This window comes from Trichlorobacter thiogenes (assembly GCF_900167465.1).
Classification (GTDB): Bacteria; Desulfobacterota; Desulfuromonadia; order Geobacterales; family Pseudopelobacteraceae; genus Trichlorobacter; species Trichlorobacter thiogenes.
Genome location: NZ_FUWR01000004.1, coordinates 129,417 through 150,930, shown reverse-complemented (window position 1 = coordinate 150,930; position 21,514 = coordinate 129,417). Strand labels below are relative to the sequence as shown.

The 21,514-nt window shown below is 48.1% G+C and carries 17 protein-coding genes and 4 tRNA genes; 7 read left to right on the top strand and 14 right to left on the bottom strand.

The features are described from left to right. Positions 1 to 22 precede the first annotated feature (22 nt). Genes B5D39_RS05725 through B5D39_RS05715 form a run of 3 tightly spaced genes read right to left on the bottom strand, consistent with a single transcriptional unit; the run spans position 23 to position 4,805 of the window. The gene (locus B5D39_RS05725) at positions 23 to 2,134 is read right to left on the bottom strand and encodes a GmrSD restriction endonuclease domain-containing protein (RefSeq protein ID WP_078789435.1); all 2,112 of its coding nucleotides are present in this window, start codon (positions 2,132 to 2,134) and stop codon (positions 23 to 25) included. Between the two features lie 11 nt (positions 2,135 to 2,145). Continuing rightward, positions 2,146 to 3,354: a restriction endonuclease subunit S gene (locus B5D39_RS05720; protein WP_078789434.1), complete on the bottom strand. Its 1,209-nt coding sequence runs from the start codon at positions 3,352 to 3,354 to the stop codon at positions 2,146 to 2,148. Beyond that, a complete protein-coding gene (locus B5D39_RS05715) occupies positions 3,351 to 4,805 on the bottom strand; it encodes a class I SAM-dependent DNA methyltransferase (protein WP_078789433.1) in 1,455 nt (484 codons plus the stop codon). The genes B5D39_RS05720 and B5D39_RS05715 overlap by 4 nt, the downstream gene beginning before the upstream one ends. A 416-nt stretch (positions 4,806 to 5,221) precedes the next feature. Here B5D39_RS05715 and B5D39_RS05710 point away from each other — a divergent pair, with 416 nt between their 5' ends. Both B5D39_RS05710 and B5D39_RS05705 read left to right on the top strand, forming a co-directional pair. Then, positions 5,222 to 5,971 (top strand): metallophosphoesterase, encoded by a 750-nt coding sequence (locus tag B5D39_RS05710; protein ID WP_078789432.1) that lies wholly within the window; start codon positions 5,222 to 5,224, stop codon positions 5,969 to 5,971. Beyond that, a complete protein-coding gene (locus tag B5D39_RS05705; protein ID WP_078789431.1) occupies positions 5,972 to 6,361 on the top strand; it encodes a DUF2787 family protein in 390 nt (129 codons plus the stop codon). Between the two features lie 249 nt (positions 6,362 to 6,610). Here the strand turns inward: B5D39_RS05705 and B5D39_RS05700 are convergent. Continuing rightward, positions 6,611 to 6,686: transfer RNA gene (locus B5D39_RS05700), tRNA-Phe, on the bottom strand. A 48-nt stretch (positions 6,687 to 6,734) separates the two neighbouring features. Next, entirely contained in the window at positions 6,735 to 7,799 is a 1,065-nt protein-coding gene (locus B5D39_RS05695) for a radical SAM/SPASM domain-containing protein (protein ID WP_078789430.1), read from the bottom strand. Between the two features lie 194 nt (positions 7,800 to 7,993). On the opposite strand from B5D39_RS05695, the gene B5D39_RS05690 reads away from it, so the two are divergent. The 5 genes from B5D39_RS05690 (at position 7,994) to B5D39_RS05670 (ending at position 9,525) form a co-directional block, all read left to right on the top strand. Next, positions 7,994 to 8,482: a roadblock/LC7 domain-containing protein gene (locus tag B5D39_RS05690; protein ID WP_078789429.1), complete on the top strand. Its 489-nt coding sequence runs from the start codon at positions 7,994 to 7,996 to the stop codon at positions 8,480 to 8,482. Positions 8,483 to 8,506: 24 nt separating this feature from the next. Next, a complete protein-coding gene (locus tag B5D39_RS05685) occupies positions 8,507 to 9,094 on the top strand; it encodes a GTP-binding protein (RefSeq protein WP_078789428.1) in 588 nt (195 codons plus the stop codon). A gap of 84 nt (positions 9,095 to 9,178) precedes the next feature. Beyond that, a tRNA-Ser gene (locus tag B5D39_RS05680) sits at positions 9,179 to 9,271 on the top strand. A 16-nt stretch (positions 9,272 to 9,287) separates the two neighbouring features. Beyond that, positions 9,288 to 9,364 (top strand) — tRNA-Arg (locus B5D39_RS05675). A gap of 63 nt (positions 9,365 to 9,427) precedes the next feature. After that, positions 9,428 to 9,525: transfer RNA gene (locus tag B5D39_RS05670), tRNA-Sec, on the top strand. A 65-nt stretch (positions 9,526 to 9,590) separates the two neighbouring features. Here the strand turns inward: B5D39_RS05670 and B5D39_RS05665 are convergent. The 9 genes from B5D39_RS05665 to B5D39_RS05625 form a co-directional block, all read right to left on the bottom strand. Then, positions 9,591 to 11,054, bottom strand: a complete 1,464-nt coding sequence (locus tag B5D39_RS05665) for an NADH-quinone oxidoreductase subunit N (RefSeq protein WP_078789427.1) — start codon at positions 11,052 to 11,054, stop codon at positions 9,591 to 9,593. 32 nt (positions 11,055 to 11,086) lie between these two features. Continuing rightward, positions 11,087 to 12,694, bottom strand: coding sequence for an NADH-quinone oxidoreductase subunit M (locus B5D39_RS05660; protein WP_078789426.1), 1,608 nt, complete (start codon positions 12,692 to 12,694; stop codon positions 11,087 to 11,089). A gap of 37 nt (positions 12,695 to 12,731) precedes the next feature. Continuing rightward, the gene (gene nuoL / locus B5D39_RS05655; RefSeq protein WP_078789425.1) at positions 12,732 to 14,735 is read right to left on the bottom strand and encodes an NADH-quinone oxidoreductase subunit L; all 2,004 of its coding nucleotides are present in this window, start codon (positions 14,733 to 14,735) and stop codon (positions 12,732 to 12,734) included. A 66-nt stretch (positions 14,736 to 14,801) separates the two neighbouring features. Then, positions 14,802 to 15,104, bottom strand: coding sequence for an NADH-quinone oxidoreductase subunit NuoK (gene nuoK / locus B5D39_RS05650; RefSeq protein ID WP_078789424.1), 303 nt, complete (start codon positions 15,102 to 15,104; stop codon positions 14,802 to 14,804). A gap of 13 nt (positions 15,105 to 15,117) precedes the next feature. Next, positions 15,118 to 15,630, bottom strand: coding sequence for an NADH-quinone oxidoreductase subunit J family protein (locus B5D39_RS05645; protein ID WP_139366685.1), 513 nt, complete (start codon positions 15,628 to 15,630; stop codon positions 15,118 to 15,120). A 13-nt stretch (positions 15,631 to 15,643) separates the two neighbouring features. Then, positions 15,644 to 16,051 carry an NADH-quinone oxidoreductase subunit NuoI gene (gene nuoI, locus B5D39_RS05640; protein WP_012471160.1) on the bottom strand — a complete coding sequence of 136 codons (408 nt, stop codon included), beginning with the start codon at positions 16,049 to 16,051 and terminating at the stop codon, positions 15,644 to 15,646. Between the two features lie 60 nt (positions 16,052 to 16,111). Then, positions 16,112 to 17,206, bottom strand: coding sequence for an NADH-quinone oxidoreductase subunit NuoH (gene nuoH, locus B5D39_RS05635; protein ID WP_078789423.1), 1,095 nt, complete (start codon positions 17,204 to 17,206; stop codon positions 16,112 to 16,114). 45 nt (positions 17,207 to 17,251) lie between these two features. Continuing rightward, positions 17,252 to 19,699, bottom strand: a complete 2,448-nt coding sequence (locus B5D39_RS05630; RefSeq protein ID WP_078789422.1) for a molybdopterin-dependent oxidoreductase — start codon at positions 19,697 to 19,699, stop codon at positions 17,252 to 17,254. 38 nt (positions 19,700 to 19,737) lie between these two features. Beyond that, the gene (locus tag B5D39_RS05625; protein WP_078789421.1) at positions 19,738 to 21,510 is read right to left on the bottom strand and encodes an NADH-quinone oxidoreductase subunit NuoF; all 1,773 of its coding nucleotides are present in this window, start codon (positions 21,508 to 21,510) and stop codon (positions 19,738 to 19,740) included. Positions 21,511 to 21,514: the final 4 nt, after the last annotated feature.

The window sequence follows — 21,514 nt, the reverse complement described above, 5'->3', positions numbered from 1 at the left end:
AAGTGCAGGTATTCAGCTTCAGTCATGATTCCAGTGTCTCTCCAAGTTGTTTCTCAAGCGCCTGTCGCACCAGACCAATTACATAGGGCAACTCTTCAAATGTTGAAAGACCTACTTCAACATCACCATTACCCCACCGGCCTAAATCTGTTACATCTTTGCATAGCCCTTTAGGGTCACTAATCTCAGCAAAATCCATATTCAAAGACAGGCGAAGTCGCTTGGCTTGGGGCACAATATCAACAAAATTTGTTTCTGCTTTGTATGCCACGTAAAGCTTCAGGAACTCTTCGTTGACGCATGGATCAAGTGCTAACACTTCTTTACGAAATGCCTCAAACAGAGGGCGTATCGTTGGTAATAGCAAGTGGGGATGATCCTCTATTGTATAGCTCGAAGCAGTATCCGTTTTGGAGCGAAAAGCCAATAAAATAGCATCATCCAGCTTAGGCGCCCCCCAAACACTCACTGCACGCTTAGCAAGGCGTTTTGCTCTTTCGATGATGGCTGCTTCATCCCACGCCTCTATTTGCCCCAGACCTACATTCACATTTAGCGGGCTATGCTTAAAGCCTCCTGTCATATCTCGCTTTTCAATAAAAGGACGGTCGCTGTATTCCGAGTTATAGCCTGTGAGAGTGAGGTTCCCCAGCGTATGCAACCAAGTTTGCTGGATGCGTTTCCACTCATCCCCAAGTGATGCTTGCCATGCAATGCTCAGATTTTCATTTTGCGGCAGAATATGTTCTACAGAGTATTCGTCTACCTGCGCCATTTCCTTCCGTCCATAGTTTTCAAAGCGTCTTAGCCAGTAGCTACGGCTGCGGAAGTTGTAAAGGTCACGTGTCTTGATGTCTCTCTCAAATTCATCATCACTCGGAAAGCGGCGATATGAAGGCAACAGTAAAAAATGAGCAGCGATACTTTCCAGATAACGATCTTTTTTCAATGCCTTAGTGAAAGTAGCAAAGGTCTTGTTCATAGAGTTTGTTGGTATTGCACAAACCGCACGACGGAATACGTATGATTCCACCATCCTGACGGCACTAGCAAAATCCTCTTTGGACAAATGACCAGTAGCGAAGTCACGGTATAGCTCCAGCAGAAAAGGATAAGCGACATCTACTTTTAATTCTCTCAGATCGTGAAACGCACGCTTCAACAGAGGATCAGTTTCTTTGCCTAAAGCCATTGCACAGAAATAACGGGAATAATCACGGATCATTTTGACCAGCGATTCCACATGACTATCATCGCTTTCAGCACCGCTCCGTGTCTCCCGAGCATGATTCTTGAACGCATCATAGACAGCGTTGATATTTGGAATCACTCCAGTTCTGACAGTCAGGTAGTGACGCATAAAGTCGTCAAAATGGATTCCATAGGCTTCTTGCCCAAATTCTACCTCCATTGGTCGCCAGAACTGCTCATAAAGTCTGGTTTGTAATGTTGGTTCAAGTCCCATAAGAATAAAATTGCGGATCAGGTCAGCTTGACTCAGCTCTTTGCCCGTAGAGTTCATGCTCTCGAAAATAAGTTGAGGGTTGTCCTGATCTCGGCTGAGTGCAATGTCAACAACCACCAGCTTTGCTAACCCTTTGCATAGGGTTGGCAGATCGACTTCGCCACTTTTTATCCATTTGCGAAACACATTGTAATTTCCATCCACCCGCAGAGAATGGTTTTCTGGTTGGGGATTGTTGCCAACTAAAGCAGTTAGAGTGGTTTTATCAGTCTGTGACAGTAACAATTTGAAATGCCGCTCACCGGATTCTTCGGGATTGAGCAGATAGTAGTTACGAATCTTGCGTTGAGAGAAACCATCAAACGGTTCTGATTCTCCGACTGCTTCCGCCAAAGCAGTAAGCAATAGTGACACTGTGGTAAGTCGCTGTTGACCATCAATAACCAGCAAAGGTGCCTGATGTGTTACCTGTGACAGACCGCTTTCCACATAGACAATGGAGCCAATAAAATGGACAGGGATTCGGTCGTTTCTGCCACAGCGAACAATGTCATCCCATAGCTGCCGACATTCCTTCTCAGTCCACGAATAGGTTCGCTGATAGATAGGAATGACGAACTGAGGTGACTTTTTCAGAAAATCAAGCAGCTTGGCTTCGGTTGCTTTCATTCATTACGTCCTTATAGCTGGCCGGTGAAGGCTTGATCCAGCAGCGACTTCTTCAGCGCGTCTAGTGCGGAGAGTTTCTGCTGGTATATCGACTCAAGACGTTGGGTTTCTTCCGAGAGGGAGTCAATAGTGGATACAATTCTTTGCTGAACTTCGCATGGAGGATAAGGAATCTTCACCTTCTGTAGTTCATCCGAATCTATCTTGAGTGTTCCGTGAGCCGCATTACTCAAGACCGTGTCGCTAGAATTGATCCTGTCTCGAAGCGCAAACAGGAGATAACGGGGTATCAAGTCACTATTCGAGTGGATTCCTCTGATGTCCTGATTGAAAGCACATGGAACCGTTAACTCAGCAATTTGGGCTCCATGCGCTAACCCCATTCCGCGCACAAGAACCAGCAAATCTCCTGCAGGAGCCATGCGGGTTGAGGATTCCTCAACCGCTGACTTTGAAATGTGCAGAAACGAATCGGACAGTTGGGTTGATTTCATATCCCGGCCCGAAACCCAAGGTATCTTGCCGTTCCAATAACTACTATTGCTTTTTGACGGCGTGCCACCACTACTGAATGTGCAAATTTCGTCGAGCCGTTTCTCCACCCACCCCTCACCCCGCTGAGAAAACACCGCTTGCAGGTGGCTTTCAAACAGCGCACGGGCATTCTGCAGGTTCTTCTCTGCATTGGCCTTGGCGGTGGCGATGCCTTCAAACGCTTCATCAAGGATGGTGACGATGCGTTGCTGTTCGGAAATAGAATCGGGATAGTGTACGGAGAACTTTTCAGCCAAAACGGAGCGGGCTAATTCTGTTTGTCCTCCGCAGCCCTCACCGGCTTCCTTGATAGCGTCCTCAATGACCACCATCATGTAACCAAAAAACTCAGGATAGAACTTGCTCGGTATCGGCCTAACTATGGTTACATGGGAATCAACTGTTGTTGGCTCAGGTGGTGCCTCTCTGAGTTGTGCAACACGGCCAAGAGTTCCCGTTCCAGTTGAGTTGACAAGGACATCACCCGCTTGTATGAATCTATCCCCTCCGACCTTTTTAGCCTGTTCATCATGTCGTCGTGACGATTCAAAATTAATTCGGTGGTCACGGATGCACTTCTGATTCAATACACATACACCACCAGTTTCAAGGTACTTCGGAGAAATGCCCCTATTGAGAAAGGAGGAGACTTCTCCTAATGTGCTTGTTCTCCACCCTGCCTTCATAGCAACGCTCTGATCTTCGCCAGCACTTCCGCACTCTCGGCATCCAGTACGGCTATCTCGTCCATGATCTCCTGCGGGGTGCGATGGGTAATGACTTCGCCAGCGTCAGGGTTCTTCACCGACAGGTCATAGGTAGCGGTATCAATGCCAGTTACATCCACACTCCAGCTTTTGGGGGAGTCAGCCTTGGTTTGTTGCAGTTCGATAAACTCGGCCATGTCAGCATCGTTCAGCGGGTTGGTCTTGCCCATGTTACGACCAGGATCAAGGGAGTAGTACCAGACCTTACGGGTGGGTGCCCCTTTCTCGAAGAACAGCACCACGGTCTTAACACCTGCGCCTTGGAAGGTACCACCAGGACAATCCAGCACCGTATGCAGGTTGCATGATTCCAGCAGCAGCTTGCGCAGGCTGACCGAAGCATTGTCAGTATTGGAGAGGAAGGTGTTCTTGATCACCACGCCAGCCCTACCACCAGCTTTCAGCATCTTGATAAAGTGCTGCAGGAACAGGAAGGCGGTCTCGCCGGTACGGATTGGGAAGTTCTGCTGTACCTCTTTGCGCTCCTTACCACCAAAGGGAGGATTGGCAAGGATGATGTCAAAGCGATCTTTTTCCTGAATATCAGCCAGATTCTCGGCCAGGGTGTTGGTGTGGATGATGTTAGGGGTTTCAATGCCATGCAGGATCATGTTCATGATGGCAATCACGTAGGCTAGCGACTTCTTTTCTTTGCCGTAGAAGGTACGCTCTTGCAGGGTCTTTACCTGGTCAGTGGTCATGCCTGACTGATTCTTCAGGTAGTCAAACGCCTCGCACAAGAAGCCTGCTGAACCGACTGCACCATCATAGACACGTTGTCCGATCTGTGGCTTAACCACCTGCACAATGGCACGGATCAACGGGCGGGGGGTGTAATACTCGCCGCCGTTGCGACCTGCATTACCCATGTTTTTGATCTTGACTTCGTAGAGGTGGGAGAGTTCATGTTTCTCGGTCTGGGAGCGGAAACGGAGTTCATCTATATGGTCGATGATTTCCCGCAGGTTGTAGCCGCTGTGGATCTTGTTCTTGATCTCGCCAAATATCTCGCCGATCTTGTATTCTATGGTGTTGGGGCCACTGGCCTTCTGCTTAAAACCGTGTAGGTAGGGGAACAGCTTGCGGTCTACAAAATCCCGCAGGTCATCACCGGTTAATGCCTTGTTGTGGTCGAGCTTGCCGTCTGCTGTCTTGGGGGCTGCCCAGACATCCCAGCGATACGGCTCATCAAGGATAAAGCTGTAGGCCTTACCTTCCAACTCCGCTTCCATTGACTTGTCCTGCTCCAGCCCGTCAAGGTATTTCAGGAACAAGAGCCATGAAGTCTGCTCTGCATAATCCAGCTCACTACCGCAACCGGCCTCTTTCCAGAGAACGTCGTCTATATTCTTGAAGGCTTGTTCAAACATGAGGTTCCTTACAGGATGGAATGAGATCGGAATTTTACGTTCAGTCAGGGGTAATTGCAATCATTGATAAGACGAAACCGGCTTATATCAATAGCTGCCAGGAAGTATTCTGTCATGCTGACAGGGATAATGTAATAGCAGCGGGCGCACATGTAATCATAAATGGTAGGAATCTGCTGTCGCTTGACATGAGCAATCCACCTGTTTGCGCCCAAAAAGGTTAACCAATCAAGCCTAATACTCTTAAAGACAATTGAAAAACATAGATAAATAGCCTATATTTAACAACAGTAACGTTGTGCAAGGTTCGGATTGCCTCCACCTTCGGTTTTATTTTACCGCAGGTGGGGGCTTTTTCATTTTAGGGGGAATTAGGGCAATCATAGTTGGCGATCTTCACAGAAAGGATATGTGTGATGATTTGGATTACAGGTGATCTGCATGGCGGGGATTCTGCCTATCATATTTCCTCTGCTCGGTTCAAGCCTGCAAAGAGGGGTGACATCTGCTTCTGCTGCGGGGATTTGGGCGGGGTATGGTGGCATGATTATCATACAAACGAAAAACACCGAAAAAACGAAGATTCGTTTTTAGAACAAAAACTTCGGCAACGTGTGTTGTGGCTGGCGGTTGATGGCAACCATGAAAATTTTGCCCGTTTGTTTGGTGGTGAGTTCCCCATCGTGGAGCTGTTTGAGGGAAAAGCGTACAAAATCAGGGAACATGTCTATTACCTGAAGCGTGGGGAGATTTTCCAAATTGAGGGGAAGCGCTTCTTGGCCTTCGGCGGTTCAAGCAGCCATGATCGTTTTGGCACAAAAGTAAAATCTCTGGCGTGGGGTGGCGGGTTTGATTATGCACCTCCCCGCAAGGAGGGCATTGATTGGTGGCCTGAAGAGATACCAACTGCAGAGGATTTTGAAACTGCTTGCCGGAATCTTGATAGAGTTGGGTGGAAAGTTGATTACGTCATAAGCCATACCTGTCCAAAGAGCCAAAGGAAACACTTCCTGCAGGGTTCAAGCAGGGTTCCTGATCCAGTTGAAGATATGCTTGAAGCAATATACCAGCGGCTTGATTTCAAGATGTGGCATTTCGGTCATTTTCACGTTGAGAAAGAAGTTGGAAAGTTTCAATGCCATTGGGAGCGAGTAAGGAGATTGTAAATGCTGAAAATAGCGAATAGTCCGGCTGAATATTCTATTAACAAGGATTTAGAGGATATACTGAGTAGTTTAGCGAAAGAAAAAGGTGATTACATCATCAGTTTCAGGAGTTCAGAGTATTCTGTTGAAAAAGGCGGATACAGACCGGTTGAGGTTATGATCCGCGATAGCCAGGTTATCTACGTGACAGATTTTACCTATGTCGGTTCAGGCCCATACGCCGAGCTGGTGAAGGGAATGGATTGGGATTTTGCTGCCGGGGAATGCGGTCAAACCGGAATGTATTTCGATCTGGAAGAGGCGGTTGAACTGTGGGGACTGTATCAATCCAATTTTGTTGATTACTTCAGGGCCGGAAAGTTTGATGACGTTACCGTTAATCTGTTGTAAAGTTGGCACAGGTGCGCAGTTTAGTTTTTACTCTTTTTGTGGCAGCAAATGCATAAAGCGCTAGATTTTTTACGGTCTTTTTTGCGGTTTTTCAGTCTATTCATAAAATAATATTATGTAATATCAACAGACTACAAATCAATTAAAATCCCTGCCCCATTTAAAGGCTTACAGAGCAGATCTGTAAGCCTTTTTCTTTTCCCATAAAAAAAAGAGGCTATGTCATCTGACATAGCCTCTTGAATTTCATGGTGCCCGGAGCCGGAGTCGAACCAGCGACACGTGGATTTTCAGTCCACTGCTCTACCTACTGAGCTATCCGGGCGAAGAGCTTTTGTTTATAAAGGTTGTCAGAGCGTCTGTCAACATCAAATTACTTCAGCGACCGAATTGGCACATAGTTACAGAACGGTTCTTCTGCCATATAGTCACCATAAACTGCATCTGCCCTGGCCCTGCAGCCACCACACACGTTAATAAATTCACATTCGCCACACTTGCCTTTATAAGCTTTGAAATCACGAAGATCTTTAAATATTTCAGAGTTCTCCCAGATTTCACGGAAAGGCGTTGTTTTTACATTTCCTGCCACGCGGTGAAAGTAAGAGCAGGGCTTTACATTACCAAAACAGTCGATCAGACAGATTGTCTGCGCGGCAATACAACCTTTTCCACCACCGGTTGAGAACGTAAGGCTACGCCGCTCAAACTTTATCCCCTCCTGCTTCGCGCGTTGCGGCACAAACCGGTAATAATGTGGCGCACAGGTGGGTCGCATCAATATATCGTCTTCAAGCTTCTCTTGCTGGTAGTGCCATTCAAGAATTTCTTCATAGTCTTCTTTACTGATCAGCTCATTCATAATCTCTTCACCACGTCCAGTGGGTACAATCATAAACATGTACCAAGCGGTGGCACCAAGCGACTTGGCAAGCTTAAAGGTATCAGCAATATCGTGCTGATTTCGCTTGGTAAAAGATGAGTTAATCAGGAACTTTTGGCCATTTCGACGAAACGTCTCTGCAGCACGGATGACACCTTCAAAGGCTCCTTCACACTGCCTAAAATCATCATGAATAGCGGCTGTAGAACCATCAAGAGACAACGAGACCATCTTGATATCCGCCTGCTTCATCTTGGCGCACACTTCATCTGTTACCAACGCGCCATTAGTTGCCATGCACATCCGCAGACCGAGTGAGGTGCCATGCTCAGCCAACTCAAAAATATCCGGCCGCATCAGCGGCTCGCCGCCTGACAAAACGATTACCGGCTTTGAAAACGCGGCAATTTCCTCAAGTAATCGCTTGCCCTCTGCTGTGCTAAAATCCCCCTCAGAGGAATTTAACTCGGAAGAACAACGACAATGCACACAACGCAGATTACAGCGTTGTGTCGTCTCCCATGCTATCCATTTTGGTATATATTCAGATGCCATATCATCCTCTTTTCAGACATTTTCGGCTTATCGTAGGTGAATTCAGCACAAAACTCAAGAACTCCTGATCTAGTCGCCTTTTAACAAGACTATTATTTGGTTAAATCAACTTGAATCAATGCCACTGTTCTGCTATACAAATTCGGTGGTTGTCGATACGCAGCCGACTCGTTGCAGGTGATAAGGAGATTCACATGTCCAACTCGCAGATGGTCATGTATGACGAAGAGTTTCAAGAAATAAATGTTGTCATTGAGCGACTTCTCAAAGACTCTAACTCAAAGGTAATTTTCCTTGTTGATAAAAACGGCCAGCTAATCTCTGGTGTTGGCGAAACCGAGCGTTTTGATACCACCTCGTTGGCATCTCTGACTGCTGGTAATATCGCTGCAACAGGCGGATTAGCCAAACTAATTGGCGAGAAAGAGTTTTCAATCCTTTTTCACGAAGGAGAGAAAGACAACCTCCATATTTCAATTGTCGGTGGACGTGTCATCCTGGTTGTTCTGTTTGACAACCGCTCTTCGCTTGGTCTGGTTCGCTTACGGGTCAAAAAGGCATCAGAAGAACTCTCCGTTATTTTTGAAAAGCTGATGAAAAAGTCTGATGAAAAAGTAAAATCAGGCACTTCATTCCCCTTTGCTGAAATTACGGATGACGATATCGACAACCTTTTCAGCTAATCAGTCTCACCGAGGTGCGCCGCAATGTCTTTCATTAACTATGCTTCACGCGAGATAAACTGCAAAATCGTCTATTACGGCCCAGGACTCTGTGGTAAGACGACCAACTTGCAACATGTCTACGCCAAAACAGCCCCTGAAGCAAAAGGCAAGATGATCAGCCTGGCAACCGAGACTGAAAGAACGCTTTTCTTTGACTTCCTCCCACTCGCACTTGGCGAAATCAGAGGTTTTAAAACCCGCTTCCATCTCTACACTGTTCCTGGTCAGGTCTTTTATGATGCCTCCCGTAAACTGATCCTGAAAGGTGTTGACGGCATCGTCTATGTTGCAGACTCCCAGGAAGAGCGGATGGACGCAAACGTCGAATCCCTGGACAACCTTCGCCATAACCTTAAAGAACAAGGCTACGACCTTGACAAGCTTCCCTATGTCGTACAATACAACAAGCGAGACCTCCCCAATGCGGTCTCTGTTGAAGAGCTTCGCAGAGAGTTAAACCCAACCAATGTACCGGATTTTGAGGCATGTGCCTCAACGGGTGAAGGTGTTTTTGAGACATTAAAAGCTGTAGCAAAGTTGATTCTTGTTGATCTTAAGAAGGGTCGATAGCCGATTATTTATCATCAATCCTACAGCACAAAATTATTGCAATTAGCACCAGAATCACGTATATCTGTAAGTCCTTTTGCACAGGGAGAGATGGCCGAGTAGGTCGAAGGCGCTCGCCTGCTAAGCGAGTATACTGGGAAACCGGTATCGAGGGTTCGAATCCCTCTCTCTCCGCCACTTACACTGTTAATATGCGCTTGTAGCTCAGCTGGATAGAGTACCAGACTACGAATCTGGGTGTCGGGAGTTCGAATCTCTCCAAGCGCGCCATATAGACAAAGGGCTAGATATATTGTATCTAGCCCTTTGTTGTATCAACAGTATTTTTGTAATGGAAGCACATCGGACGCTGGTGGTCCGCGCGGTCTTCAAAACCGTTGAGAGGGGTGAGAAACTCCTTTGGCAGGTTCGATTCCTGTGTGCTTCCGCCAAACCAGAAAAGGCGCTACCGTTACCGGTAGCGCCTTTTCTATTACAACCCTATCCCCAACTACTGCTAAATAAGTTTAACAGCCTGCTGAGCAAACTGAAGCAGCAATGAAGGAATAACACCAGGGATCAACGAACCAGCGGCAGAAACGACCAGAGCAAGCGCTACCGGAGCAGAGATAGTAAACCAGTCAAACTCCTCTTCGCCTGGCTTGAAGTACATGAACACAATCACACGCAGGTAATAGTATACGGAGGCAGCACTATTCAGCACACCGATGATTGCCAACCAGATGTAGCCAGCCTCTACAGCGCCAGAGAACAGGTAGAATTTACCGATGAAGCCAGCAGTAGGCGGCATACCTGCCAGAGAGAACATAAAGACAGTCATCGCAAGTGCAAGTAATGGACGCTTATGGCCAAGTCCGGCATAATCCATAACCGTGCCGTTAGGCTCACCTTTTTTGCCAATCAGCACAATAACAGCAAAGGCACCGATATTCATAAAGGTGTAAGAGAGCATATAGAAGAGTATGCCTGAGGTACCTGTAGCAGTCCCTGATGCAAAACCTACCAGACAGTAACCGGCATGTGCAATTGATGAATACGCCAGCATCCGCTTGATGTTGTCCTGACGAAGTGCCGTAAAGTTACCAACGGTCATGGTCAGAACAGCAAGAATCCAGAGCAGATCAGACCACTCAGCCTTCATTGCAGGGAAAACAACCAGCAACAGACGCAGCATGGTTGCAAAACCGGCTGCTTTTGGACCAGCAGACATAAATGCCGTCATTGGGGTTGGAGCACCTTCATAGACGTCAGGTGTCCACATATGGAACGGTGCAGCAGCAATCTTGAACAGGAAGCCGGTAAGCATCAAGAACATGCCGATCAGCAACATGGTATTGCCAGCGCCGCCTACCTGAACAACAAGTGAAGCGATCTTTGCAATCCGGGTGGTTCCGGTTACACCATAAATCAGTGCCATACCATAGAGCAGGAAGCCGGTTGAGAAGGCACCCAGCAGGAAGTATTTCATGCCTGCTTCATTGGATTTGATACTGTCACGATTGAAGCCAGCCAATACATAGAGCGAGATAGACATCAGCTCCAGACCGAGGAAAATTGTCATCAGGTCTGTTGCAGCTGCCATTAACATCATACCAACCGTAGTAAACAGAATGATTGGATACAGCTCACCGTGGTTACAATCTTCACGAGACATGTACTGATCACTAATCAGGACTGCAAGCCCTGCAGCCAGCAGGAAGATCATCTTGAAAAATATTGCAAAGTTATCCTGCACAACTGAATCATTGAAGCTAGAAACAGTCGTACCCCAGCCAGTTACCGCAACAAAGCCAGCACCGATAATACCGATCAAGCTCAGCCAGGCGAGGTAGCCTTTAGACTTGGAGGGAACGAAGACGTTAACCAGCAGAAGAGCCATACCAAGCACTGAGAGAATCACCTCAGGCATGATGACGTTCAGGTTAATCGTCTGAAAGAGTTGAGCTACATTGATATCCATTTAACAATCCTCCAGGGCATTAACTCGTTCAACTAGTGGGCAGCCGGCTTTTCAGCGGCGGGTTCAGTCACAGGATGCACCGGTGCAGCATGATCAGCAGGTGCAACTTCAGCAGCCGGGGCAACCGCAGGTACTGCTACCTTGGCGGTAGTTACTGGCTCAATGCGGGTATGTGCAATCACCTTCTTAATTGAAGGGGTCATCTTTTCAATGAAGGGGTTGGGGTAGACACCCAGCACAAAGATCATAACCAGCAGTGGAACCATGATCGCAATTTCACGGGCATTCAGATCCAGCAACGCTTGATTCTTAGGATTGTCCAGCTCGCCAAACATGACCCGCTGGAACATCCAGAGCATATAGACAGCAGCAAAGATAACACCGCTGGAGGCAACGATTGTCCACCAACGCAGGCTACTTTCAAAACCACCAACCAGAATCAGGAACTCGCCTACGAATCCGTTCGTACCAGGAAGAGCAACTGATGACAGGGTAACAATCATAAAGATGACGGCAAAGATCGGCATCTGCTTGGAGAGGCCGCCAAAGTCCGTAATCAGACGGGTATGGCGACGCTCGTAAATGAAACCAACAATAAGGAACAGTGCGCCGGTGGAGATACCGTGGTTCAGGTTCTGCAACAATGCACCGGTTACTCCTTGCTCGTTCAGTGCAAACAGACCAAGCATAACAAATCCAAGGTGTGCAACTGAGGAATAAGCAACAAGCTTTTTTACATCCTCTTGAACCATTGCAACAAGCGCCGCATAGATAATACCGATTACTGCAAGCGTCGCAATCAGCGGTGTGAACTGATGGGTAGCTTCAGGGAAGAGCGGCATGGCAAAGCGGATAAAACCGTAGGTACCCATCTTCAGCATGATAGCTGCCAGAATGACCGAACCTGCAGTCGGTGCCTCAGTGTGAGCATCTGGCAACCAGGTATGGAGCGGAAACATGGGGACCTTGACAGCAAAAGCCAGTGCAAAGGCAGCAAAGAGCCAGGTTTGTGTTGCAGGGGCAATCTTGAGATCAAAGAAGTGAACCAGACTGAAATCAGTGATACCGGTCTTTGTCCCCAGGAAGTAGAGGTAAATCAGAGCTACCAGCATCAGCAGCGAACCTACCAGGGTATAAATGAAGAACTTCACCGTTGCATACAGACGGTTCTTGCCACCCCAGATACCGATCATGAAGTACATCGGAATCAGCATCAGTTCCCAGAAGATGTAGAACAGAAACAGGTCGAGTGAAATAAAGGCGCCAAGCATTGCTGTCTCAAGAATCAGCAGACAGATCATGTACTCTTTAACCTTATCTTCAACAGCAGTCCAGGTTGAGAGCACTGCAATCGGCATAATAAAAGTTGTCAGAATGACCAGCCAGAGACTGATGCCGTCAATGCCGATGTTGTAACGCATGGCAAAGGGACCAGCCGCAATCCAGGGTACATTCTCTACAAACTGATACTCTGCGTTGGTTTGATAGCCGGTTAAAATTGGTAAACTGGCTATAAATGTAACCACGGTGGTCACTAAGGCGACACTGCGCAGCGCTCCATTGCTCCCCTTCGGGATGAAGAGCAGCAGAAGTACCCCCACGATGGGTAGGAAGGTCATCACGCTCAGAATGTTACTCATCGAATCTGCTCCTTTAGTACAAATTACAGAAGGTTAATTACTTGAACAGGTAGTAGCCGATGATTACAACCACACCAAAGGTCATTGACCAGGCATAATTGTAGATCTGACCGGTTTGCATGTAGCGGATTACACCACCAAACGCCATAACCACATGGGCAACACCGTTAACGATACCGTCAACAACCAGAACATCAAACCCTTTCCAGAGGAAACGACCAAGGGACTTACAAGGGTTAACAAGCATGAAATCATACAGCTCATCGATATACCACTTGTTATAGACAGCACGATGCAGAGCCGGGAAAGCAGCAGTAAACTTCTTTGGGATCTCAGGGCTTGCAATGTACAGCACATATGCGGTGCAGATACCAACCACTGCAATGACAACAGAGGTTCCCATCAAGCCCCACTCAAGGGCATGGCTGTGATGACCATGATGGGTATGGGCCTGCATATACGCATTGGCATTGGCAAAAACAGGCTCGAGGTAATGTTCAAGATAGTTTGGAATACCACCAACCAGATCACCAATCAGCTTTGGCAGACCGATATAACCACCAACCATGGAGAGAATAGCCAGCACGATCAGCGGGAACACAATAACCATGGGAGATTCATGCAGATGCTTCTCTGCGCCAGCCTTGATCCGGCAGGTACCGTGGAAGGTCATGAATACCAGACGGAACATATAAAAGGCGGTCATCAGGGCAGCACAGGCGCCAAGCCCCCAAAGCAGCATATTAAGACTACCATGCAGTGGGTTAGCAAATGCCTGCCACAGGATCTCGTCCTTTGAGAAGAAGCCTGAGAAACCGGGGATACCAGCAATGGCAATGGTAGCAACCAGAAAGGTGCCATAGGTCATTGGCATATACTTGCTGAGACCACCCATGTTACGCATATCCTGTGCATCGTCATGTGAATGAACATGATGCAGTGCGCCATGCATGGAGTGAATAACAGCACCTGAACCAAGGAACAGACAGGCTTTAAAGAAAGCGTGAGTCATCAGGTGGAACACGCCGGCAGTAAAAGCACCAACACCCATTGCTAAAAACATGTAACCAAGCTGGGATACTGTTGAGTAAGCAAGAACACGTTTGATGTCGTTCTGGGCAGTACCGATAGTAGCAGCAAAGAAAGCTGTACAAGCGCCAATCACAGCTACAGTCATCATGGTTTCAGGGGAGCGAATGAACAGATAGCTCATCCGTGCGATCATGTACACACCGGCAGTAACCATGGTAGCAGCATGGATCAGAGCAGATACCGGTGTAGGACCTTCCATAGCGTCAGGCAACCAGGTATAGAGCGGAATCTGTGCTGATTTACCGGTAGCTCCCAAGAAGAAGCAGAGTGTAATAACCGTCACCACACCACCAGTAGGGAACAGATTTGCGTTTTTAGCAAGTTCGGTAAACTGAATGGTCCAGATCCCGTGGGTTTGGCCAAGCCACCAGAAAAGGGTAAAGGTACCCAGCAGGAAGCCAAAGTCACCAACCCGGTTCATAACAAACGCCTTCTTACCAGCATCGCCAGCAGACTTCTTGTGGAAGTAATAGCCGATCAACAGGTACGAACAGAGACCAACACCCTCCCAGCCAACAAACATCAGCAACAGGTTATTACCAGTTACCAACAGTAGCATTGAGAAAACGAACAGGTTGAGATACGCGAAGAAGCGATAGAATCCTTCTTCACCATGCATGTAGCCAATGGAGTAGATGTGTATCAGGGTACCGATACCAGTCACCACCAGCAGCATCAAGCAAGAAAGTGGGTCAATCAGGAAGGCAATGTCAGCATTGAACGTACCTGCTGTCATCCAAGTGAAGATCTTGATGTTTACAGACCGTTCTGCCGACGGAAGACCGATCAGCTTGATGAAGGTCATAACCGACACGATGAAAGATGAGAACACGGCAAGAGCACCGATGCTACCTATGATCGTCTCGTTCTTGATCTTTTTCCCAAGTAGACCGTTAATTAAAAAACCGATCAGGGGAAACAGTGGTATCAGCCACACATTGTCGAACATTGAGCTACTCCTTTATCTCGTCATTACAGGTTCAAATTAGGACTATTGCTTAATGCTGCAAGCCGACTACCACTTCATCAGGTTGGCATCATCAATATCAATTGATTCGCGATTGTTGAAGAAGGCGATAAACATCGCAAGGCCGACAGCAGCCTCGGCAGCAGCAACGGTCATGATAAAGAACACGAAGATCTGCCCGTCAAGGTTGCCAAGGTGGCGTGAAAAGGCGACAAAAGTCAGGTTTACGGCATTCAACATCAGTTCAATACACATGAACATAACAATGGCATTTTTACGGGTTAAGACCCCGATGGTGCCGATGGAGAATAAAACGGCGCTGACAATAAGATAGTTGTTCAGATTATCCATGGTTACGACACCTCTAGGAAAGTTTTCTCTTGGCCAGGATCACTGCGCCGACAATGGCAACCAGCAGCAGGATCGATGTGACTTCAAATGGAAGCAGGAAGTCGGTGAACATAACCTTACCGATCAATTCGGTATGACCAAGTTTATTGATCATGTCTGAGGTAATACCACCAACCGGTTGCGACACCTTGCCGCGAGTCAGGATGAGACCTGTCAGCAACAGTGTAACAATACCCATGACGCTACCAAGGGCAACCTGGTGTGAACCTTTTTTGTTCGCATCGACCCGGATGTTCAGCAGCATGATGGTAAACACAATCAAGACCATGATGGCACCGGCGTAGACGATGATCTGGACAGCGGCCATAAAGGGAGCGTTCAGCATGGCATAGTAGGTAGCCAGGCAGAAGAACGTCAGCACCAGAGAGAGCGCACTGTTGATCGGGTTCTTGCAGGTCACGACCATCAGGGCCGATACTATGGCCACTACAGTGACGAGGGCAAAGAAGACGGATGAGATGTCCATGTACAGCGCTCCTTTATTTCTTTTCTAAAAGTCGTTCCTTGGTAAAAACAAAATCTTCACGGCGATAGTTGGCTAATTCAAACTCGCCAGTCATCTTCAGTGCATCGACCGGACAGGCCTCTACACAGTAGCCGCAGAAGATACAGCGCAGCATGTCGATTTCATATTTTGCAGCAAACTTATCGTGATTTGCATCTTCACCTGCTTCAACAGTAATACATTTAGCAGGACAGACCGTCGGGCAAAGATAACAGGCAACACACTTGGCCTTATTATGAGAAACCTTAAGGGCATGCAGGCCACGGAAACGCTCAGCTACCTTGGGACGCTCATCAGGGTACATGAGTGTGACCGGTTTTTTGAACACGTGTCCCAGCGTAATTTTCATTCCTTGCATTATTGGCGTAAACGGATTCGGCATAACGTCGTCCTTTATTTAGTACTATTAGTTCTTTGTTAGCTCAGAAGGTAACAGCGTAATCTAGTTTCCGAACAACCCGCTAAAGGTATAGAAGCCAAAGTGACCGGCAACAGCAGTTACGACAATCAATGCCAGCGTTGTTGGCAACATCACCTTCCAGCCAAGATGCATCAGCTGGTCATAGCGGTAGCGTGGCAGGGTAGCCCTGATCCACATGGCCAGGAACATCAGGAAATATACCTTGGCAATAAAGTAGAGCGGTGAAAGCCAAGGAATTGCGCTGACAAAAGGCCCATCCCAGCCGCCAAGGAACAGGGTTACCATCACAGCACTTACGGTAACCATGTTGGCATACTCTGCCATGAAGAACATGGCGTACTTCATTGAAGAGTATTCAGTACAGAAACCGGAAACAAGCTCTGTCTCTGCCTCGGGAAGGTCAAAAGGTGTCCGGTTGACTTCAGCCAGCGTCGCAACGTAGAAGATCATACCTGCGACAAAGGTCATCGGGCTGTTCCAGATAAACCACTTCATGCCTGCCTGAGCCTTGATAATCTCCTGCAGTGATAGTGATTCAACAAGCATAAAGACCGGGATAATAGCCAGACCAGCAGCAAGCTCGTAGGAGATCATCTGTGCTGAAGAACGCAGACCACCAATCAATGAGTATTTGCTGTTTGATGCCCAGCCAGCCAGAACGATGCCGTATACGCCCAGTGAAGACATGGCAAGCACATACAGTACGCCGACATTCATATCCACCACTTTACCGACACCGGCATCATAGTAGCCAACAATCTGCAACGGCACATCATAGCCGAAGATCTTGATTGTGTCGCCAAACGGAATGACAGCGAACGTAATGAAAGCCGGAATCAGAGCAACCAGTGGAGCAAGCAGGAATGCAAACTTGTTTGCCTCTGCAGGTATGATCTCTTCCTTGAAAAAGAGCTTCAAACCATCAGCAATCGGTTGCAATAAGCCCATTGGGCCTGTCCGGTTCGGTCCGATCCGCACCTGCATCCAGCCGATAATCTTACGCTCGGCATAGGTCGCATAGGCCACGGTCAGAAGCACGAATACAAACGCGATCAATACCTTGGCCACCATGGCGATGTAGTAGTACAGCGGCAGTCCTAGAATCTCGATTCCCATCGGTCCCTCTTCCTTCTCTGGTAGCGTTAAGACTCAGACAAATCGTTACTTGGAAATGGTTACGCCAGTTACAGCAGCACCAGACCAGACTGTATTAATTGATGCCTCAGCAAAGTGGTAGGGAGCAAAAGCAACCCCCTCTGACATCCGTGGTGAAATACGGGCCTTTACTGAAACCGTACCAGTTGAGGAGGTTAACTTTACTTCAGCACCTTCTGAAATATTCATCTTAGCTGCGTCGTTGCGGGATATTTCGACATACGCTTCGCCACAGACAGAGACCGTACCCTCACCATAGAGTGACATGGTTCCACAGTGATAGAGGGCAGCACCGGTTAACAGGGCAAACTTGCCTGCGTCAACAGCCACGGTTACAACCTTAGGTACAACCTGAACTGGCTGCAGCTTGACAGCGGCAAATGCACCACCTTCTCCAAGTTCAGCGTATGAAATGCCTGCGTAGGCAGCGATCTGAGCAAATGCCTCTGCCTGGGTAGCAGCAGGTTGGCCGCCAAGTAAGCTGATCAGTTCACCATAGACCTGAAATTCAGGCTTACTCTGACCTACAGCCGGAATGGCAGCAGATATTTTTTGTACTCTACGGTCTGTTGCTGTGAAGGTGCCTGCTTTTTCTGCATAGGAACAAACAGGCAACACAACGTCAGCCATCTGGGCTGTTTCTGTCAGGAACAGGTCGGCCACAACCAAAAACTCAACTGCATCAAGGGCCTTTTTAACCTGGGCCTGAGCCGGATAGGAAACAACCGGATTCTCGCCTGCAATCAACAGTGTCTTGATACTGCCAGCTGAACAGCCAGCAAGAATCTGCTGCGCATCCAGACCGCCTTGTCCTGGGACAAAACCGACATCAAGTGCGCCCTGGCTGTTATTCTTTTCCTGCAGGGCAAGAATACCAGACCCTTCTTTACCCAGCTTACCACCCAGAATTGCCAGGTTAGCGGCAGCATGGGCCAACTGTGCATCCGCACCAGGATATGCAAGACCGGAAGTAAAGAGAATAATGGCCTTCTCAGCAGCGGCATAGGCTCGAGCCAGATCACGTATGGCATCAGCAGCAACACCGGTAAGCTCGGCAACTTTCTCTGGGGTAAAGTCATTCAGAGCAGCAGCCAGCTCAGGTGTGGCGGGTGTAACAGCTAGATTTTCGTCAAGCAGTACCTTTGCAACAGCATTCAGCAAGGCGACATCACTGCCCGGCTTGTTGAGCAGCAGATTAGCACCAGGCAGGCGGGACAGTTTACCGCGCTTGTCGGAGATGATCTGCAGCTTGATACCTTTATTCTTGACAGCCATGTTGATTTCAAAACCAACCACCGGGTGGGTTTCATAGACATCAGTCTTGATAGCAAGAATCAGGTCACTTTTCTGGATATCAAGAATAGTTGCTGAGGATGCGGCAACACCAAGACTTTTACCAAGACCTTCTGAGACTGCAGCATGGCCATAGCCAGCTGAATGATCAATATTCTGTGAACCAACCTGTTGGGTCATCAACTGCTTTAACAAAACAAGTTCTTCATTGGTCATGCGCGGAGTTGCAAGTGCGGCAGCAGCAGAACCGGCACCTTTCAGACGCTCAGCCACCAGTGCTAGAGCTTCATCCCAGCCAGCTTCAACCAGCTGATCATTCTTACGAATCAGAGGAGTTTTCAGGCGCTTGTCAGAGCTGATGAATTGATAGCCAAAACGACCACGAACGCAGAGCTGACCATTATGGAAGCCCTGGTTTTCGTCATACACCGTAGTCAGAACTTTATTGTCCTTAACACCCAGGGTCACGTTGCAACCGGTGCCACAGTAACCACAGACTGACTTTTTCTTGGTCATTGCCCAGAAACGGGACTTAAACTTGAAAGGACGGGCAAGTAACGCACCAACCGGGCAGACGGAAATACAGGAACCGCAGAACTCGCAGCTGAGCGGACCATCAAACTCAGTACCAATAGTGGTTTCGATACCCCGGCTGATAAAGGTCAGCGCTCCGCGAGCCACAATTTCATCACAGATACGAACACATTTGCCGCAAAGTACGCAGCGGTTCTGATCGCGCTCAATCAGTGGGTTGTTATAGTCAATTTCATGATGAAATTTTTCATCAGCCAAACGGTTTGAATTGACTTTATGATCATAGGCAAGGTTTTGCAGTTCGCAATCGCCGCCTTTGTCACAGACCGGACAATCGAGCGGGTGGTTGAGCATCAACAGTTCCAAAACCAGCTTACGAGCTTTCTCAACCGGTGGTGTACTGCTACGGACGATCATACCTTCGGTAACTGGTGTGGTGCAGGCAGGGATCAAACGCCCTTTCATCTGCTCAACCTCAACCAGGCACATACGGCAGGCGCCAAAGGGCTTCAGCTTCTTGTCATGGCAAAGGATCGGAATGTTGACGCCAGCTGCTTTGGCAGCGTCATAAATCGTTGCATCCTTTTCTACTGATACCTGCTTGTCATCTATCGTCAGAGTGACCATCTCAACCTCGTCTTACGTAAGTTGTCTCTAGGAACTGTCTACTCAATTGCCATGAAACGGCAGGCGTCATAACAGGACTTACACTTGGTACACTTCTCTTTATCCAGGTAAGCAATCTCACCTTTTTCCCAAACAATGGCATCAACCGGACAGGCCTTCTTACAGGCACCGCACTTAACGCACTTGTCTTCAACCACCTGCCAAAGTAACAGCTCTTTACAGGAGTTTGAGGGGCAGCGTTTATCGTTGATATGGGCTTCATACTCATCGCGGAAGTAGCGAATAGTAGAGAGTACTGGGTTTGGCGCAGTCTGACCAAGACCACACAATGAGGCTTGCTTGATGGTAGTACCAAGATCAATCAGGGTCTCAATATCACCAGCACGACCATTGCCTTCGGTAATTCTGATCAGGATATCAAGCATGGCTTTCAAGCCAATCCGGCAGGGTACACACTTGCCGCATGATTCCATCCGGGTGAAGGTCAGGAAGAATTTTGAGATATCAACCATACAGGTGGTTTCATCCATAACAACCAGACCACCGGAGCCCATCATGGCGCCAGCCTTGATCAGGGAGTCATAGTCAACCGGTGTATCAAGCAGTTCTGCAGAAATACAGCCGCCTGATGGACCACCAGCCTGTACAGCCTTGAATTTGCGGTTATTAAGAATACCACCACAAACTTCGTAAATAACGTCACGAACCTTCATACCAGCAGGAACTTCAACCAGACCGGTATGCTTAACCTTGCCGGTTACTGCAAAGATCTTGGTACCTTTGGTGGTTTCTGTACCAATTGCTGCATACCATGCTGAGCCGTTGTTAATGATATGGCGAACGTTGGCAAAGGTTTCTACGTTGTTGATGTTTGACGGGTTCTGCCAAAGGCCCTTAACAGCAGGGAATGGCGGACGTGGACGGGGCATACCACGCTCACCCTCGATTGACGCCATCAAAGCGGTTTCTTCACCGCAGACAAAGGCGCCTGCACCCATCTTAATCCGCATGTTGTACTCAAAGCCGAGTCCCATGCAGTCGTTGCCCAAATACCCTTTTTCGTAACAGGTATCGATGGCTTTTTGAAGGCGCTGAATTGCCAGTGGATACTCAGCCCGGACATAGACATAACCGAACTGTGCGCCGATGGCGTAACCGGCAATCATCATCCCCTCAATCAGGCAGTACGGGTCACCTTCAAGGATTGACCGGTCCATAAAGGCACCTGGGTCACCTTCGTCGGCGTTACAGATGATATATTTATGATGACCTGGTGACGCTGCGCAGAATGACCATTTCAGACCGGTGGGAAAGCCACCGCCCCCACGGCCACGGAGCCCGGATTTCTTAACTTCTTCCGTAACTTCAGCAGGCTTCATTTCAGTAATGCATTTTTTGATTGCCTTAAAACCGTCAGTTGCAAGGTATGCGTCGATAGATTCTGCATCTATCTGTCCGCAGCCAGACATAACAATCCGTTGTTGTGCATCAACAAACTTATTATAGTAGGGCTTTGCCTTGCGCTTCTCAAGCGGTTCACCAGCAATAATATGCTCGTCTACCAGCTTGGCAACTTCTTCCGGCTGAACGAAGTCGTAGGTGGTACAGCCCTTATCGTCAACGATGTCAACCAGAACGTCGTTCGCACAAAGACCACGACAGCCGGTCTTTACCACATCACAACGCTTGCCAACAGTAGCAGTAAGCCCTTTTTCGGCAATAATCCGATTAAACTCGGCTTCTACCTTCTTAGCGCCGGCGGAGATACCGCCCGTTCCCTGGCAGATCAATATCTTGATAGCTTCAGCCATGTGT